This window comes from Pseudomonas sp. TH08, from assembly GCF_016651275.1.
GTDB lineage: Bacteria > Pseudomonadota > Gammaproteobacteria > Pseudomonadales > Pseudomonadaceae > Aquipseudomonas.
Genome location: NZ_JAEKEE010000001.1, coordinates 558,193 through 575,212 on the forward strand (window position 1 = coordinate 558,193; position 17,020 = coordinate 575,212).

Below are 17,020 nucleotides of genomic sequence, written 5' to 3' on the forward strand. Positions count from 1 at the left end.
CAAGGATGACGCTAACGGACAAGGCAGTGGTAAGCGACCCGCTGCAGGCCGCAAGAACAAGCAAAAGCGGCTGTCGCTGACAGATATGCCCACATTCTCCGGACACAGAGAAACCTGTGGGAGCTGGCTTGCCAGCGATAGCGGTGGGTCAGCCGACATTGATGTGACTGACACTCCCTCATCGCTGGCAAGCCAGCTCCCACAGGTTTTTGTAGTGAGCTTAAAGAAGTTTGTGTTCCATCGCGTATTTGACCAGCTCGGCCAGGGAGGTGATGTTGAGCTTTTGCATCAGTCGCGCTTTGTGGGTACTGATGGTCTTGCTGCTCAGGGCCAGTTGCTGGGCGATGTCGTTGACGTTGGCGCCCTGCGCCAGGCGCTCGAAGACCGAGAACTCGCGCTCGGACAACAGCGAGTGCAGCGGCCGCGCATCGGTCAGGCCGACTTCGAAAACCATGCGATCAGCCAGATCCGGATCGATGTAGCGCCCGCCCGCCGCGACTTTGCGAATGGCCGTGAGTAACAACGCCGGATCGCTGTCCTTGGTCGCATACCCGGCGGCGCCGACCTTCAACGCGCGAGCGGCCATCTGCGCCTCATCGTGCATCGACAACACCAGAATCGCCGGCGGATTGTTCAGCGCACGAATGCGCGGGATGGCTTCCAGACCGTTGACGCCGGGCATGGAGATGTCCAGCAGGACCACTTCGCACGGCACGTGGCGCAGGGTTTCGAGCAGTTGTTCACCATTGCTCGCCTCGCCCACCACTTGCAGATCCTTGGCCAGGCCGATCAGTTGCTTGATGCCCTCGCGGACAATGGTGTGGTCTTCGGCTACCAGTACACGGATCACGTTCTTCTCCAGATTTCAGGTACACACCATTCCCTGTAGGAGCGAGCCTGCTCGCGAAAGCGTCGACCCAAACACCACATAACCATCAGACCTCATTCACCGGCACCCAGACATTCAGACTGGTGCCCTCCCCCGGCTCACTCTCCAGCACCAACCGCCCGCCCATGATCAATACCCGCTCACGCATGCCGACCAGGCCAAACGAGGTCGGCCGACCGCTGGCGGGTACAAATCCTACGCCATCATCACTGACCGTCAGACACAACTCGTCGCCTTCCAGCACCAGCGTCAGCTCCACAGTATGCGCCTGGGCATGACGCATGACGTTGGTCAGCGCCTCCTGCAGAATCCGGAACAGCCCGATGGCCTTGGCATCGCTCAACGGCGGCAGATTATCCGGCACCTGCACCAGACACGGGATCTGCGTACGCGCCTCGAACCGCCGTGCCTGCCATTCAATCGCCGAAGCAATCCCGGCATCAAGAATCGGCGGTCGCAGCGCCGTCGCGACATCACGCACCAGCTGAAACAACTGGGCGATCAGCCGCTTCATGCTGTTCAACCGTTCGTTCAAACCAGGATCGAGTTGCGCGTAGGCCAGCTCGCACATCGATGTCTCCAGTTTCAACACTGTGAGCATCTGACCCAATTCATCGTGAACCTCGCGGGCAATCCGTGCCTTCTCTTCTTCGCGGACACTTTCAAGGTGCGCCGACAATTCGCGCAGTTGTTCACGGGAGGCGGCCAGTTCCAGCTCGATGCGCTTGCTCTCGGAGATGTCCCAGACGATGCCGTCCCACACATAAGCGCCATCGTCCAGTTGCCGGGTGATTGCCTTGATCTCGGCCCAACGCTGTTCGCCCTGCCGGGTGAGAATTCGCCCCTGCCACGACCAGTCGCTGTCGGTGTCCAGCGCCTGATCCTGGGTGCGGTGATAACTCGCCTTGTCGTCCGGGTGCACCAGACTGCGCAGACCCATGTCGCGATGAGCGATAGCCGCGGGGGCATAACCGACCAGACTTTCGCTGCCCTCGCTGATGTAGGCAAAGTCGATCTGCCCGCTGACCGGCGCCCGCTCCAGACGGAACACCAGCCCCGGCACGTTGGCCGCAATGCCTTGCAGGCGCGCCTCGCTTTCCTGCAATGCGGCCAATGCGCGACGGCGTTCGGTGACGTCGGTGAGATAAACCACCAGATACTCGCTGTCGCGAAAACGCAGAAAGCTCAGCGACACGTCAGCCGGCAAAATACTGCCATCGGCCCTTACGCAGCTGGTTTCAAAACTCAACGGTCCCTCTTCACTGGCCCGCGCGCGTTTCCACAGACCGAGCCAACGATCCATGTGCAGACCCGGTTCAAAATCGATCAGCGGTCGCTCGATCAGTGCGCCCGAGGGGTAGCCGAGCATGCTTTCCGCCGCACGATTGGCATAGCGCACATGACTGTCCCAATTGACCCAGAGAATGCCAACGGTGCTCTGATCGATGGAAAACTGCGTCAGCCGTAGCGCTTCTTCGCTGGCGGCGCGCTGGGCGATGTCCTCTCGAGCGGCGAGCAGGCGCTGTTCGAGACTGTGTTGCTGACGTCGCTGCCAGAACACGATGGCCAGGCAACTGAGCATCATCACCGCGAACAACAGGCTGAGGTTCTGCCAGAACCCTGGCGACTCTGACAGTCGCGGATATTTCGGCTGCAGCCATTGATTGTGCAAACGCTCCAGATCCTTGGCCGGGATCGCACGCAAGGCACTCTGCACGATGCCGGCCAACTCCGGCCAATCGCGCCGGGAAGCGACCCGCAGCAGTTGCGGCAGGCCGATATCGCCGACCACCACCAGTTCGGCAAATTCGGGCTCTGTCGACAGACGCCCGAGCTGTGCCTCATCAACGACCGCGTATGAGGCCTGCTGGCTCAACAGCAACTGCAACGCCTGACGCTCCAGCGGCACGCCTTGCAAATTCAGATGGGGATAATTGCCGCGCAGGTAGTCGGCGGTGGTGCTCGGCATGCGCACGGCGACGCGGGTCTGGCTGTCGAGTTTCTCCAGGTCGACCACGCCGCTGGCCTTCTGGTCGCTGACCACCAGTTGCGGCACGCGCATGTACGGATCGGAAAACAGCCACAGGCGTAACGCCGACGGGGTTTGACTCAACCCCGGGGCAATGTCGACTTCGCCTTCGCGCACTGCGCTTTCCAGTTGCGCGAGGTCTTGAAAGTTGCGCCAGCTCAATTCGACATTGAGGACCTTGGCCAGCAACTTCATCAGCTCGACGTTGGCCCCGGACAAGCGCTGCAAGCGTCGGTCGTATTGCGCATACGGCGCTTGCAAGACCAGGCCAACGCGCAATTCATTATGCTGCGTCAGCCATTGCTGCTGGCTGGGCGACAGTTGCACGACATGTGCCGGTGGCGCAGGCGCCGCCCAGCCCATCAAGGGAAACCACAAACAGCCGATAACCCACAGGCAGCAAAATCGCTTCATTGAAGTCTCATACACTGACAAATTCTGACCAACCCATTAGGCTGCCGGGATACTTTCTGGCCTGGAATAACCGATGCCCTCTGTCTACCGCCTGGCAATGCCAGCATTGTGCCTGTCGCTGCTCCTGCCTTGTGCGTTTTCCGTCAAAGCCGCCGATCCTGCGCCTGCCGCCACGGCCGAAAAACCTGCCGAAGAAAAACCCGCCGAACGCCAGCCACTGCTTGAGCGTAGTCAGGAAGAGGCCGCCGCACTCGAACGTAAAGTCCCGGCACAAGAACAGCAACAGTTGCAGGCTGGCAGCGATACCTTTCTGGCCTTGTGGAAACCGGCCAACAACGCAGAGCCCAAAGGCGCGGTGATCATCATCCCCGGTGCCGGTGAAACGGCTGACTGGCCACAGGCTATCGGCCCGTTACGGCAAAAATTGCCGGACGCCGAGTGGAGCAGCCTGAGTATTACCCTGCCCGATCTGCAAAGCGACGTCATCGCCCCGCGGGTGATGGCGCCCGCCGCCGCGCCGAAAGCGCCGGAAACCGGCAGCAAGGATTCCACCACCGCACAACCGATCGAACAGGCTGCTGGCGGCGAAGCAGAAGTGGCGGATCAGGTAGTTGCAGAAACAACTGAAGAACAAGCCAAAGCGGATGCCGAGCGAATTTTCTCGCGCATCGATGCGGCGATTGCCTACGCCGAACAGCAAAGTGCCCGCAGCATTGTGGTGCTCGGACACGGCACTGGCGCCTATTGGGCCGCGCGCTACCTGAGCGAGAAGCAAACCGCGCAGGTGGAAAAGTTCGTCATGATCGATGCGCAGATGCCCGCCAAGGCCAAGCCAGTATTGGCCGAGCTGACGCCAACGCTGAAGCTGCCGACCGCTGATATTTTCTACATGGACAAACCACTGGATCGCAACGCGGCGCTTGAGCGCATGCAGGCGAGCAAACGCTTGAAGACCTCAGCGTTTAGCCAAGTGGCGCTCAAAGCACTGCCGGACAGGAAGGCGGAGCAGGAACAGTTGTTCCGGCGGGTGCGCGGCTGGTTGAGTCCACAGAACACCGATTGACCGGCAGACCGCGTCGCGTCCATCGCGAGCAGGCTCACTCCTACAGGTGATTACGCTCCAATTGAAGGAACCCGATCAACTGTACGAGTGAGCCTGCTCGCGATGGGGCCACTTCAGACGATACACACCTAACGACTAGCGAAAATCCCGCCGCTCACGAATCAACGTGTAGGCATTGTGCAGCTCGCGGGTTTTCTCGGTCGCTTCACGTACCTGCGCTGGCGTTGCACCGCTACCGGCAATCTTGTCCGGGTGGTGCCGACTCAACAGCCGCCGGTACGCGCGTTTGATCTGCGCCGGCTCGCTGCTCGCCGACACGCCAAGCAGACGCATCGCTTCCTGATAACTCACCGCCGCACTGACAATAGGCCGTTTGCCCGGCTCGTAATCACTGGCCAGTGCCTGCACCTGATGCGTCGTCCAGCCCAGCCACTTGCCCCATTGCGCCAACAATTCACGTTCACTGACGCCCGCGCGGCCATCGGCCCAAACCATCCGCCAACAGGCGCGCAACACACCTTCGGCCGCATGAGGTTGCCCACTGAGACGACGCAAGTAACCGCGCAAACTGTCGCTGCCGGACTTGCCGCGATTGAACGCAGCAATCGCCCGCCGCTGTGCCGGCTCGCTCATCTCCAGCGCTCGCATTTCGTTACGCGCCTGTTGGATATGCCCGTCCGTGACACGGCCGTCGCTCTTGGCCAGACGCCCCAGCAACACAAACAGCAATTCATCGTTGCGCAACATCGGCTGACCGCCGAGCTTTTCGCGCAAGTGCCCCCAGCTCTGTAAGTGCAGGCGCCGATCCAGTGCCTGCCCCAACAATGCCCCAAGCATGGCCCCCGGAATGCTGGCAATCGCAAAACCCGCTCCGGCTCCAATCAGAGTCCCTGGCCACAACATGTCAGCGACTCGCTTCTATCAAGATTTCGGCTTCAGCCAGGCGCTCGTGGGTGCCGACGTCGACCCAGTGACCTTTCAAGCGTTCACCGCTGACCTCGCCTTGCGCCATGGCCTGGCGCAGCAGCGGTGCCAGTTTGAAAGCCCCGTCGCGGCAACCGTCGAACAATTGCGGATGAAGGACGGCGATGCCGCTGTAGGTGAGAGTCGCGGCGTCGGCCAGGCCGTCGATCACTTGACCGTCAACCAGACTGAAGTCGCCAGTCGGGTGGTGCGCCGGGTTGTCCGCCAGCACCAGATGCGCCAGGCCGCTGATCGGCTGGTGCAGCACGCTGAAGTCGTAATCGGTCCAGATATCGCCGTTGACCACCAGAAACGCATCGTCACCGAGCAACGGCAGTGCACGGAAAATGCCACCGCCGGTTTCCAGCGGCTCGCCTTCCGGCGAGTACTGAATGCTCACGCCAAACTGCGAACCGTCACCCAGATAATCCTCGATCTGCTGACCGAGCCACGCGTGGTTGATCACGATCTCATTGAAACCGGCGGCCGCGAGGGCGCGCAGGTGATACTCGATCAACGGCACGCCACCGGCACGCACCAGTGGTTTCGGAGTGGTCAGGGTCAGCGGGCGCATGCGCTCGCCTTTGCCCGCGGCCAGAATCATTGCCTTCATGCTGTTGCTCCACCCCGCAGGCTGGCGAACAACGCTTGCAGTTCCGCCAGTTCAGGACGGCGCGCAATCACCGCTTCTATATAAGAGAAGAAGCGCGGCACGTCGGCCAGATAACGCGGCTTGCCGTCGCGATGGCAGATACGCGCGAAGATACCGATGACTTTCAAGTGACGTTGCACGCCCATCAGGTCGCTGGCGCGCAGGAAGTCTTCGAAATCCGCCTGCACCGGAATGTTCAGCGCCGACGCTTGCTGCCAGTAATTTTCCAGCCAGCCGCGCACGCGTTCTTCAGGCCAACTGAGGAACGCGTCCTTGAACAGGCACGTCACGTCGTAGGTCACCGGGCCGTAGACCGCATCCTGAAAATCCAGCACGCCGGGGTTAGGCTCGCTGATCATCAGGTTGCGCGGCATGTAGTCGCGGTGCACCAGCACTTTCGGTTGCGCCAGGGCGCTGTCGATCAGCAAATCGCTGATGCGCTGCCATTGCTGCTGTTGAGTCGAATCGAACTCAACGCCCAACTCGCGCTTCACGTACCACTCGGGGAACAGCTCCAGCTCACGGCGCAGCAACGCAACGTCGTAACTCGGCAGCGGCGCAACCATCGGCAACTGCTGAAATGCCAACAGTGCCTTTAGCGCATCGCTGAACAAAGCGTCGGCATTTTCGCCATCGATCACGTCGAGATAGGTCTTGTTGCCCAGGTCATTGAGCAAAAGAAATCCGCGTTCGAGGTCTTCGGCATAAATTTTCGGCACATTTATTCCGGATTTCGCCAGCAAAAAGGCGATATCCACGAACGGTTTGCAGTTTTCCTGGGGGGGTGGGGCATCCATCACGACGAAGCTGCGCCCCTCGCCTTCCCAACGGAAGTAACGGCGAAAACTCGCGTCGCTGCTGGCCGCGGTCAACGTGGCCGGGGGCACGGCGCCCCAGCCCTGATCTGCAAACAGGTTTGCCAACTGCTCATCGAGCCAAACTTTCAGGTGTTGCAAGCGTACATCTTGGTCAGGCATTGCAAGGGTCTCCGACGGCGCTAGCCGTCAAGCGGGTCATGCTTTATTATCCAGCATCTTTTTCAGACCATCGAGAGGCGTGCGGCCCACACCGCGGGCAGATGGCACGCAGGAAGCCCGGACTAATAAGATGGCATTGAAATCCCCCGCGTTTCGTAAAAAATTTCCGTTGTTGGTAACCGGCAGTCTGCTGGCTATGCAACCTCTGGCCAGTCAATTCGTTGTCGCCGCCGAGCAGTATGACTGCTCCGTCTCGGCTTCGGGTGGTTGGGCCTGTGCGCCCAAGTCATCCGCTGCAGCCTTGCCGCCGCGTCCAGTGCATGACGGCAGTGCCGTCAGCGCCACCGGCGAAGCGACGAGCGAGAACGGCTCGACTGCCGACACTGCCCCTAAAACGGCACTGGTCACCGAAGCCAAGGGCCGCGGCCTGAAATCCCGTAGCGAAGACTTCAGTCACCTCGACTGGGTTCCGCGCGAGAAGCTCACCGCCGCCCAACTGGCCGAAACGGGTCCGTACTGCTCTGGTGCCTATATCGAACCGATTCGTCCTGGCATGAATGACAAGACGAATAAAAGCGATGCTCCGACCTTTATCGGCGCAAAAGCCTCGCGCTATAACACCGATGATCAAGTTGGCACCCTGGCCGGTGATGTTGTCCTGCGTCAGGGCAGCATGCAGGTCGAGTCCGACGAGGCGAGCCTGTATCAGGCCGAGAGCCGCGCCGAACTCAATGGCGATGTGCGTATCCGTGACAACGGCGCGCTGATCGTCGGCGACCACGCCGATGTGCAACTCGACACCGGTGAAGCCAAGGTCGACAACGCCGAATACGTGATGCACAAATCGCGTATCCGCGGTAACGCGCTGTACGCCAAGCGTGCCGAGAACGCGATCATCCGCTTGAAGGACGGCACGTACACCACGTGCGAACCAAACAGCAACGCCTGGCAGCTCAAGGGCAACAACATCACCTTGAACCCGGCCACCGGTTTCGGTACCGCGACCAACGTGACACTGCGGGTCAAGGACATTCCGATCCTGTACACGCCGTACATCTACTTCCCGATCGACGACCGTCGCCAGTCGGGCTTCCTGCCGCCGACCATCGGCACCGGCAGCGACACCGGCTTCATGCTGGTCACCCCGTACTACTTCAACCTGGCGCCGAACTACGACGCCACGTTGTATCCGCGTTACATGAGCAAGCGCGGCATGCTGGTCGAAGGCGAATTCCGTTACCTGACCAAGTCGAGTGAAGGTCAGTTCGGCGCCGCGTATCTGAACGACGAAGATACCGATCGCAGCAAGCAGACCGACTACGAAAAAAATCGCTATATGTACAACTGGCAGCACAAGGGCGGTCTCGACTCCCGTGTGTTCACCCAGGTTGATTACACCAAGATTAGCGATCCGTATTACTTCCAGGATCTGACCACTGACCAGATCGGTGTGAAGAGCGCTGACTATGTAAACCAGCAGGGTTCCGTCACCTACCGTGGCGACAGTTACACCGCTCGACTGAACGCTCAGGCTTATCAGCTGGCTACCGTGTCGAACATCACGCCATATGACCGTCTGCCGCAGATCACCTTCAATGGTCAGCTGCCGTATCATCCGGAAGGTCTGAATTTCGATTACGAGACCGAACTGGTTCGCTTTGACCGTGATCTGGAAAACGGCAACTTCACCAATGAAGACGGCACTGTTGAGTCGCGCCTGGACAACAACGTCCAAGGCCTGGCCCGTGCCAACGGCGATCGTCTGAACCTGAAGCCGGGCGTCAGCTTGCCGATGAACTGGACCTATGGCTTCCTGAAGCCATCGCTCAAGTATCAGTACACCCAGTATCAGCTAGACCTGGACAGTACCGGCAAGTCACAGATCGTTGCCCAGCAAGATGCAGCAGCCGCAGCAGGTACCGACTATGTTGGCGGCAAGTTCGGCAGCAACCAGAACCGAGGCGTACCAATCGCCAGCATCGACAGCGGCCTGTACTTCGACCGCAACACGTCGTTCTTCGGCAAGAACTATCGCCAGACCCTGGAACCACGCCTGTTCTACCTCTACGTCCCTGAGGTTGATCAAGAAGACATTCCAGTGTTCGACACCAGCGAATACACTTTCAACTACGCATCGCTGTTCCGCGACAACCGCTTCTCCGGATCCGACCGTGTCGGCGACGAGAACAAACTGTCGCTGGGCGTGACCAGCCGTTGGATCGAAGACGATGGTTTCGAACGTCAACGCATCAGCGTCGGGCAGGCCCTGTACTTCAAGGATCGTGAAGTCCAACTGCCAGGTATCGATGCCAAGACCCGTGACGATGCGCAGGCCAACGTTTCGCCGTACGCACTGGAATACGAATATCGCTGGAACCGCGATTGGCGCACCACTGCCGACTACAACTGGGACCCGGACAGCCGCAGCCCACGTTCCGGCAGTGCGATGTTCCACTACCAGCCTGAAGACAACCCGAACAAGGTCATCAACGCCGGCTATCGCTATCGCAATGACCAGGTTCGTTACGACCAGAACACCGGTAAATGGTCGGTGGGTGGTGGTGACTACGGCACTCCAGGCCAACCTGGCTACGTGAAGGACTACTACAAGATCCAGCAGCATGACTTCTCGGTCATCTGGCCGATCGTTCCACAGTGGAACGCGATCAGCCGCTGGCAGTACGACTACAACCGTAACCGCACGCTGGAAGCCTTCGGTGGTTTTGAATACGACAACTGCTGCTGGAAACTGCGCCTGATCAACCGTTACTGGGTCAGCTATGACGAGTTCAGTCAGAACGCCCCGGAAAACGAAAAAGGCGACCACGGCGTCTTCCTCCAAATTGTTCTGAAGGGACTCGGCGGCCTAACCGGCGCCAAGGTAGAGAGCTTCCTCGACAAAGGCATTCAAGGTTATCGTGAACGTGAAGACCAAGCTTTCTGATTGTCTGCGCCCGCTGATGCTGGGCGCGCTGTTCCTGGGTACTGCGGCCAACGCCGCCGTACAGTCCATCGATAAAGTGGTTGCGATCGTCGACAACGACGTGGTCATGCAGAGCCAACTGGACCAGCGTGTCCACGAAGTTCAGCAGACCATCGCCAAGCGTGGCGGCGGCTTGCCGCCTCCGGGCGTGCTGGATCAACAGGTGCTTGAGCGCCTGATCGTCGAAAACCTGCAACTGCAGATCGGCGAACGCTCCGGCATCCGCATCACCGATGAAGAACTGAACCAGGCTGTCGGTACCATTGCCCAGCGCAATAACATGACCGTGGATCAATTCCGCGCCGCTCTGGCTCACGACGGTCTGTCCTACGACGACGCCCGTGACCAGATCCGTCGCGAAATGGTCATCAGCCGTGTACGTCAGCGCCGCGTGGCAGAACGCATCCAGGTGTCCGAGCAGGAAGTGAAAAATTTCCTCGCGTCCGACCTGGGCAAAATGCAACTGTCCGAGGAGCTGCACCTGGCCAACATCCTCATTCCAACCCCGGAAAGTGCTAGTTCTGAAGCCATTCAGAGCGCCGCACGCCAGGCGATGGAGGTTTACCAGCAACTCAAGCAAGGTGCTGACTTCGGCCAGATGGCCGTTGCCAAATCCGGCAGCGACAACGCGCTGGAAGGCGGCGACATGGGCTGGCGTAAAGCGGCGCAACTGCCACCTCCGTTTGATCGCGAGTTGAGCAGTATGGCCGTCGGCGACGTGACTCAGCCTGCGCGCACGCCTGGCGGCTTCATAATCCTGAAGCTGCTGGCCAAACGCGGCGGCGAGAGCCAGACCCGCGACGAAGTGCATGTACGCCACATTCTGGTCAAGCCAAGCCCGATCCGCGACGAAGCCAAGACCAAAGCCTTGGTTCAATCGCTGTACGAGCGCATTTTGGCGGGTGAAGATTTCGCCACTCTGGCGAAAAGCTACTCCGAAGACCCGGGCTCTGCGCTTAACGGTGGCGACCTGAACTGGATCGACCCGAACGCACTGGTTCCGGAATTCCGCGAAGTGATGGCCAAGACCCCACAAGGTCAGCTGTCCAAGCCATTCCAGACCCAATACGGCTGGCATGTTCTGGAAGTCCTTGGCCGTCGCGCCACCGACAGCACCGAACAAGCCCGCGAGCAGCAAGCCATGACCGTACTGCGTAACCGCAAATACGACGAAGAGCTGCAAACCTGGCTGCGTCAGATCCGTGACGAAGCGTACGTAGAGATCAAACTCCCTGGTGCAGACCAGGCAGCGCAGTGAAACCCAAGCGTTTCGCGCTGACACCCGGCGAACCAGCCGGCATCGGTCCCGACCTGTGCCTGCTGCTCGCCTCGCAAGCCCAGCCACATCCCCTGATTGCCATCACCAGCCGCGACCTGCTCCTTGAGCGGGCCGCGCAGCTGGGGCTGGCCGTCAACTTTCTGGACGTCGGCCCGAATCACTGGCCGGATGCCCCGGCGCCCACAGGCAGCCTGTATGTCTGGGACACTCCGGTCAGTGCCCCCGTGGTTGCCGGGCAACTGGACAAGGCCAATGCGGCGTTCGTCCTCGAAACCCTGACCCGCGCCGGTAACGGCTGCCTGAACGGCGACTTCGCCGGGATGATCACAGCCCCCGTCCATAAGGGCGTGATCAACGAGTCGGGCATCGCGTTTTCCGGGCACACGGAGTTTCTGGCGGACCTTACCCATACCGCGCAAGTGGTGATGATGCTGGCCACTCGCGGTTTGCGCGTGGCGCTGGTCACCACCCACCTGCCCCTGCGTGACATCGCCGATGCGATCACGCCGGAGCGCCTGGAACGAGTCACGCGGATTCTGCACAGCGACCTGCAAAACAAATTCGGCATCGCCCAGCCACGTATCCTGGTCTGCGGGCTCAACCCGCACGCCGGTGAAGGCGGACACCTGGGCCATGAAGAAATCGACATCATTGAACCAACATTAGAGCGCCTGCGCGGCGAGGGCATGGACCTTCGTGGCCCGCTGCCTGCTGACACTCTGTTTACCCCAAAATATCTGGAGCACTGCGACGCAGTGCTGGCGATGTACCACGACCAGGGCTTGCCTGTGCTCAAGTACAAAGGCTTCGGCGCTGCCGTCAACGTGACACTTGGCCTGCCGATCATCCGCACATCGGTCGACCATGGCACTGCCCTGGATCTGGCCGGCAGCGGCAAGATCGACACCGGCAGCCTGCAAGTCGCCCTGGAAACCGCCTACCAGATGGCCGAGACCCGTTTATGACCGAGCAATACCAACACAAGGCGCGCAAACGCTTTGGCCAGAACTTCCTGCACGATGCCGGCGTTATCGACCGCATCCTGCGTTCCATCCATGCCAAAGCCGAAGACCGCCTGCTGGAAATCGGTCCGGGCCAGGGTGCGCTGACTGCAGGCCTGCTCAACTCCGGCGCTCAGCTCGATGTGGTTGAGCTGGACAAGGACTTGATTCCGATCCTCAACCAGCAGTTTGCCGGCAAGAGCAACTTCAACCTGCACCAGGGCGATGCGCTGAAGTTCGACTTCAACACGCTCAATGCCGCGCCGAACAGCCTGCGTGTGGTCGGCAACCTGCCGTACAACATCTCCACGCCGCTGATTTTTCATCTGCTGAACAACGCCAGCATCATTCGCGACATGCACTTCATGCTGCAGAAAGAAGTGGTCGAGCGTCTGGCCGCAGGTCCGGGCGGTGGTGACTGGGGTCGTCTGTCGATCATGGTTCAGTACCATTGCCGCGTAGAGCACCTGTTCAACGTCGGTCCGGGCGCGTTCAACCCGCCGCCGAAAGTCGACTCGGCGATCGTTCGTCTGGTGCCGCACGCCGTGCTGCCGCATCCGGCCAAGGATCACAAGTTGCTGGAGCGCGTCGTCCGCGAAGCCTTCAACCAGCGCCGTAAAACCCTGCGCAACACCCTCAAGCAATTGCTCAGCAATGCCGAGATCGAAGCCGCCGGCGTCGATGGCAGCCTACGTCCGGAGCAACTCGACCTGGCCGCGTTCGTGCGCCTGGCCGACCAGCTCGCCATCCAGGTCCCAGCCTCCCCCGCTGCCGACTGACAAACGATGAACGCTATCGGGCAGGACGCCACTCTGGTTTACTGCCCGATACTTGCCTAGACTGATTCCCCATCAGCTACGCCCCGCGTTCCGCTTCGTTTAAGGCCTCTTGCATGTCCGATTCCCGTTACCAGGTCGATGTCAGCGTCGTTACCCACTATCTGGCAGACCAATCGCAACCCGAGCACGACCGCTTTGCCTTCGCCTACACCATTACCGTGCAGAACAACGGCGAGCAGCCCGCTCGGCTGATGTCGCGGCATTGGGTGATCACCGATGGCGATGGCCATGTCGAGGAGGTTCGTGGCGCAGGCGTGGTTGGCCAGCAGCCGTTGATCGATGCCGGCCAGAGCCACACTTACAGCAGCGGCACGGTGATGACCACCAAGGTCGGCACCATGCAGGGCACCTATGAAATGGTCGCCACTGACGGCAAACATTTCGACGCCATCATCAAACCTTTCCGCCTGGCGGTGCCCGGGGCCTTGCACTGATGGCAACGTACGCCGTCGGCGACCTGCAAGGCTGTCTTGAGCCGCTCAAATGCCTGCTCAAGCAAGTCGCGTTCGACCCGACGCTGGATCGGCTGTGGCTGGTCGGCGATCTGGTCAACCGTGGGCCGCAGTCGCTGGAAACCCTGCGCTTTCTATATGGCATGCGCCAATCGCTGGTCTGCGTACTGGGCAACCATGACCTGCATCTGCTGGCTGCGGCAAAAAACATCGAACGCCTGAAGAAGTCCGACACCTTGCGCGAAATTCTCGAAGCGCCGGACTGCGCCGAACTGCTTGAGTGGCTACGCCAGCAAAAACTCATGCACTACGACGAACAGCGCGATGTCGCCATGGTTCACGCCGGCATTCCACCGCAATGGTCGCTGCGTCGTGCCTTGAAGTGCGCTGACGAAGTCGAGACCGCCCTGCGTGACGACAATCTGTTTCCGGCCTTTCTCGACGGCATGTACGGCAACGAGCCGGCGAAGTGGGACAACGACCTCAAAGGCGTGACGCGCCTGCGGGTCATTACCAACTACTTCACGCGCATGCGCTTCTGCACCGCCGAAGGCAAGCTCGACCTCAAAAGCAAGGAAGGCCTCGATACCGCGCCACCGGGTTACAAACCGTGGTTCCAGCACAAGGAGCGCAAGACCAAAGACTTGCGAATCATCTTCGGTCACTGGGCGGCACTCGAAGGCAATATCCACGAACCAGGCATCTCGGCGCTGGACACCGGTTGTGTCTGGGGCGGCAGCCTGACCTTGATGAACGTCGACAGCGGTGAACGCCTGTCGTGCAAATGCGATGAGCATGGCGGTCTCGCGTCAACCGTTACACCACTTATCCCCGAAACTTCGCCAGTCAACGTCCCGCGATAGACTGCGCATTCAGCCGAGCAACAGGAACCGCCATGAGCGAATTCAAACGCATCCCCCCGGAACAGGCCCAGGCCCTGCGCGAGCAAGGCGCCGTCGTGGTCGACGTACGTGATCCAGCAACATTCGCCGCCCTGCACATCAGCGGCTCAAAGCATCTGGACAATCATTCGCTGCACGCCTTCATTCAAGGCGCCGACCTCGATGCACCGACGGTGGTCGTCTGCTACCACGGCAACTCCAGCCAGGGCGCAGCGGCCTACCTGATCAGCCAGGGCTTTTCCGACGTCTACAGCATGGACGGCGGCTTCGAGTTGTGGCGTACGACTTATCCTGCGGAAACCGCCCAAGGCACCGCCGAATAATTTTTTTGTCACGTGCAGGCCCCGGCTGCCGCGGGCCTGCGCTGGGCAGACGAACGGTCTGCCACAACTAATTACGTATCTCGCCTTTACCTCCCGAATTCCCAACTATCCTTAAGCCCAGGCCATCCAAAACAGGGGAGAGCCGGTACACCGGCGCACGGGTCATCGGGAGTGACTTTCACGATTGTCGGTCGTGAAAGTGTTCTGGGGGGTAAACAAACAGCTGCCACCGCGGTTGTTTGCCAGCATCGACTGAGTGATCCGGCGTCGGCTCCACGTATCGAGCGAGGTGACGTCATGAGTATCTTTAGCCACTTCCAACAACGCTTCGAGTCCACACGCCAGGAAGAACTCTCGCTGCAAGAGTACCTGGAGCTGTGCAAGAAAGACCGGAGCGCTTACGTTTCCGCCGCCGAGCGTCTATTGCTGGCCATCGGTGAGCCCGAACTGCTCGACACCTCGACCAACTCGAGACTGTCGCGCATCTTCTCCAACAAGGTAATCCGCCGCTATCCGGCCTTTGAAGACTTCCACGGGATGGAAGAATGCATCGACCAGATCGTTTCGTATTTCCGCCACGCCGCCCAAGGCCTGGAAGAGAAGAAACAAATCCTTTATCTGCTCGGCCCCGTCGGCGGCGGTAAATCGTCCCTGGCCGAAAAGCTGAAACAGCTGATCGAGAAAGTGCCCTTTTACGCAATCAAGGGTTCGCCGGTATTCGAATCGCCTCTGGGTCTGTTCAACGCCACCGAAGATGGCGCGATCCTCGAAGAAGATTTCGGTATTCCACGGCGCTACCTGAACACCATCATGTCGCCATGGGCGACCAAACGCCTGGCCGAATTCGGCGGCGACATCAGCCAGTTCCGCGTGGTCAAACTGTACCCGTCGATCCTCAATCAGATCGCCGTGGCTAAAACCGAACCGGGTGACGAGAACAACCAGGACATCTCTGCGTTGGTCGGTAAGGTCGACATCCGCAAACTCGAGGAATACCCACAGAACGACGCCGACGCTTATAGCTACTCCGGTGCGTTGTGCCGGGCCAACCAGGGCCTGATGGAATTCGTCGAAATGTTCAAGGCACCGATCAAGGTGCTGCACCCATTGCTGACTGCGACCCAGGAAGGCAACTACAACAGCACCGAAGGTCTCGGCGCGATTCCGTTTACCGGGATCCTGCTCGCCCACTCCAACGAATCGGAATGGCACACCTTCCGCAACAACAAGAACAACGAAGCGTTCATCGACCGGATCTACATCGTCAAAGTGCCGTATTGCCTGCGCGTCAGCGACGAAGTGAAGATCTACGACAAATTGCTGTTCAACAGTTCGCTGGCCAAGGCGCATTGCGCGCCGGACACCCTGAAGATGCTGGCGCAGTTCACCGTACTGTCGCGCCTCAAAGAGCCGGAAAACTCCAACATCTATTCGAAGATGCGCGTCTACGACGGCGAAAACCTCAAGGACACCGATCCGAAGGCCAAGTCGATTCAGGAATACCGCGACTCGGCAGGCGTCGACGAGGGCATGAACGGCCTGTCGACCCGCTTCGCCTTCAAGATTCTGTCCAAGGTCTTCAACTTCGATCCGCATGAAATCGCCGCCAACCCGGTGCACCTGCTCTATGTGCTGGAACAGCAGATCGAACAGGAACAATTCCAGGCCGAAACCCGCGAACGCTACCTGCGCTACCTGAAAGAGTACCTGGCACCGCGTTATATCGAGTTTATCGGCAAGGAGATCCAGACCGCTTATCTCGAGTCCTACAGCGAGTACGGCCAGAACATTTTCGACCGCTACGTGCTCTACGCCGACTTCTGGATTCAGGATCAGGAATACCGCGACCCGGAAACCGGCGAGATCCTCAACCGCGTTGCTTTGAACGAAGAACTGGAGAAAATCGAAAAACCGGCCGGCATCAGCAATCCGAAGGATTTCCGCAACGAAATCGTCAACTTCGTGCTACGCGCCCGGGCCAACAACAATGGCAAGAATCCGACCTGGCTCAGCTACGAAAAACTGCGCGTGGTCATCGAGAAGAAAATGTTCTCGAACACCGAGGATCTGCTGCCGGTTATCAGCTTCAACGCCAAGGCCAGCAAGGAGGATCAACAGAAACACAACGACTTCGTCACTCGAATGGTCGAACGCGGCTACACCGACAAACAGGTACGGCTACTTTCCGAATGGTACCTACGGGTCCGCAAATCGCAATAAAGCAGCTGCAAGCTTCTAGCGACAAGCTGCAAGA

14 protein-coding genes are annotated in these 17,020 nt (G+C 59.7%); 9 read left to right on the forward strand and 5 right to left on the reverse strand.

The genetic code is table 11. From position 1 onward, the window contains the following. Positions 1 to 220: 220 nt before the first annotated feature. Positions 221 to 850 (reverse strand): response regulator, encoded by a 630-nt coding sequence (locus JFT91_RS02700; RefSeq protein WP_008085218.1) that lies wholly within the window; start codon positions 848 to 850, stop codon positions 221 to 223. Between the two features lie 85 nt (positions 851 to 935). Further along, positions 936 to 3,332, reverse strand: coding sequence for a PAS domain-containing sensor histidine kinase (locus JFT91_RS02705; protein WP_201231487.1), 2,397 nt, complete (start codon positions 3,330 to 3,332; stop codon positions 936 to 938). Positions 3,333 to 3,405: 73 nt separating this feature from the next. On the opposite strand from JFT91_RS02705, the gene JFT91_RS02710 reads away from it, so the two are divergent. Next, positions 3,406 to 4,395 (forward strand): alpha/beta hydrolase family protein, encoded by a 990-nt coding sequence (locus tag JFT91_RS02710; protein WP_201231488.1) that lies wholly within the window; start codon positions 3,406 to 3,408, stop codon positions 4,393 to 4,395. Between the two features lie 135 nt (positions 4,396 to 4,530). On the opposite strand, the gene JFT91_RS02715 is transcribed toward JFT91_RS02710, so the two are convergent. The 3 genes from JFT91_RS02715 to JFT91_RS02725 are packed head-to-tail and all read right to left on the reverse strand — an operon-like array spanning position 4,531 to position 6,987. Continuing rightward, positions 4,531 to 5,298 carry a TerB family tellurite resistance protein gene (locus JFT91_RS02715; RefSeq protein WP_201228732.1) on the reverse strand — a complete coding sequence of 256 codons (768 nt, stop codon included), beginning with the start codon at positions 5,296 to 5,298 and terminating at the stop codon, positions 4,531 to 4,533. Position 5,299: 1 nt separating this feature from the next. Beyond that, positions 5,300 to 5,971, reverse strand: coding sequence for an N-acetylmuramate alpha-1-phosphate uridylyltransferase MurU (murU, locus tag JFT91_RS02720; protein WP_201231489.1), 672 nt, complete (start codon positions 5,969 to 5,971; stop codon positions 5,300 to 5,302). Further along, positions 5,968 to 6,987 carry an aminoglycoside phosphotransferase family protein gene (locus tag JFT91_RS02725; protein ID WP_201231490.1) on the reverse strand — a complete coding sequence of 340 codons (1,020 nt, stop codon included), beginning with the start codon at positions 6,985 to 6,987 and terminating at the stop codon, positions 5,968 to 5,970. The genes murU and JFT91_RS02725 overlap by 4 nt, the downstream gene beginning before the upstream one ends. Positions 6,988 to 7,117: 130 nt before the next feature. Between JFT91_RS02725 and JFT91_RS02730 the strand changes: the two genes are divergently transcribed. The 8 genes from JFT91_RS02730 (at position 7,118) to JFT91_RS02765 (ending at position 16,986) form a co-directional block, all read left to right on the forward strand. Next, positions 7,118 to 9,931, forward strand: a complete 2,814-nt coding sequence (locus tag JFT91_RS02730) for an LPS-assembly protein LptD (protein WP_201231491.1) — start codon at positions 7,118 to 7,120, stop codon at positions 9,929 to 9,931. After that, positions 9,912 to 11,228: a peptidylprolyl isomerase SurA gene (gene surA, locus JFT91_RS02735; protein WP_201228740.1), complete on the forward strand. Its 1,317-nt coding sequence runs from the start codon at positions 9,912 to 9,914 to the stop codon at positions 11,226 to 11,228. The genes JFT91_RS02730 and surA overlap by 20 nt, the downstream gene beginning before the upstream one ends. After that, on the forward strand, positions 11,225 to 12,214 hold the full coding sequence (gene pdxA / locus JFT91_RS02740) for a 4-hydroxythreonine-4-phosphate dehydrogenase PdxA (RefSeq protein ID WP_201231492.1): 990 nt from the start codon (positions 11,225 to 11,227) through the stop codon (positions 12,212 to 12,214). Before surA ends, pdxA begins: the two co-directional genes overlap by 4 nt. After that, positions 12,211 to 13,029 (forward strand): 16S rRNA (adenine(1518)-N(6)/adenine(1519)-N(6))-dimethyltransferase RsmA, encoded by an 819-nt coding sequence (rsmA, locus tag JFT91_RS02745; protein ID WP_201231493.1) that lies wholly within the window; start codon positions 12,211 to 12,213, stop codon positions 13,027 to 13,029. Before pdxA ends, rsmA begins: the two co-directional genes overlap by 4 nt. A gap of 113 nt (positions 13,030 to 13,142) precedes the next feature. Further along, the gene (apaG, locus tag JFT91_RS02750; protein ID WP_008085199.1) at positions 13,143 to 13,523 is read left to right on the forward strand and encodes a Co2+/Mg2+ efflux facilitator ApaG/CorD; all 381 of its coding nucleotides are present in this window, start codon (positions 13,143 to 13,145) and stop codon (positions 13,521 to 13,523) included. Then, positions 13,523 to 14,404: a symmetrical bis(5'-nucleosyl)-tetraphosphatase gene (locus tag JFT91_RS02755; RefSeq protein ID WP_201231494.1), complete on the forward strand. Its 882-nt coding sequence runs from the start codon at positions 13,523 to 13,525 to the stop codon at positions 14,402 to 14,404. Before apaG ends, JFT91_RS02755 begins: the two co-directional genes overlap by 1 nt. Before the next feature lie 32 nt (positions 14,405 to 14,436). After that, the gene (gene glpE, locus JFT91_RS02760) at positions 14,437 to 14,766 is read left to right on the forward strand and encodes a thiosulfate sulfurtransferase GlpE (RefSeq protein WP_016983139.1); all 330 of its coding nucleotides are present in this window, start codon (positions 14,437 to 14,439) and stop codon (positions 14,764 to 14,766) included. A gap of 297 nt (positions 14,767 to 15,063) precedes the next feature. After that, a complete protein-coding gene (locus JFT91_RS02765) occupies positions 15,064 to 16,986 on the forward strand; it encodes a PrkA family serine protein kinase (protein ID WP_007910115.1) in 1,923 nt (640 codons plus the stop codon). The last annotated feature ends 34 nt before the right edge of the window (positions 16,987 to 17,020 follow it).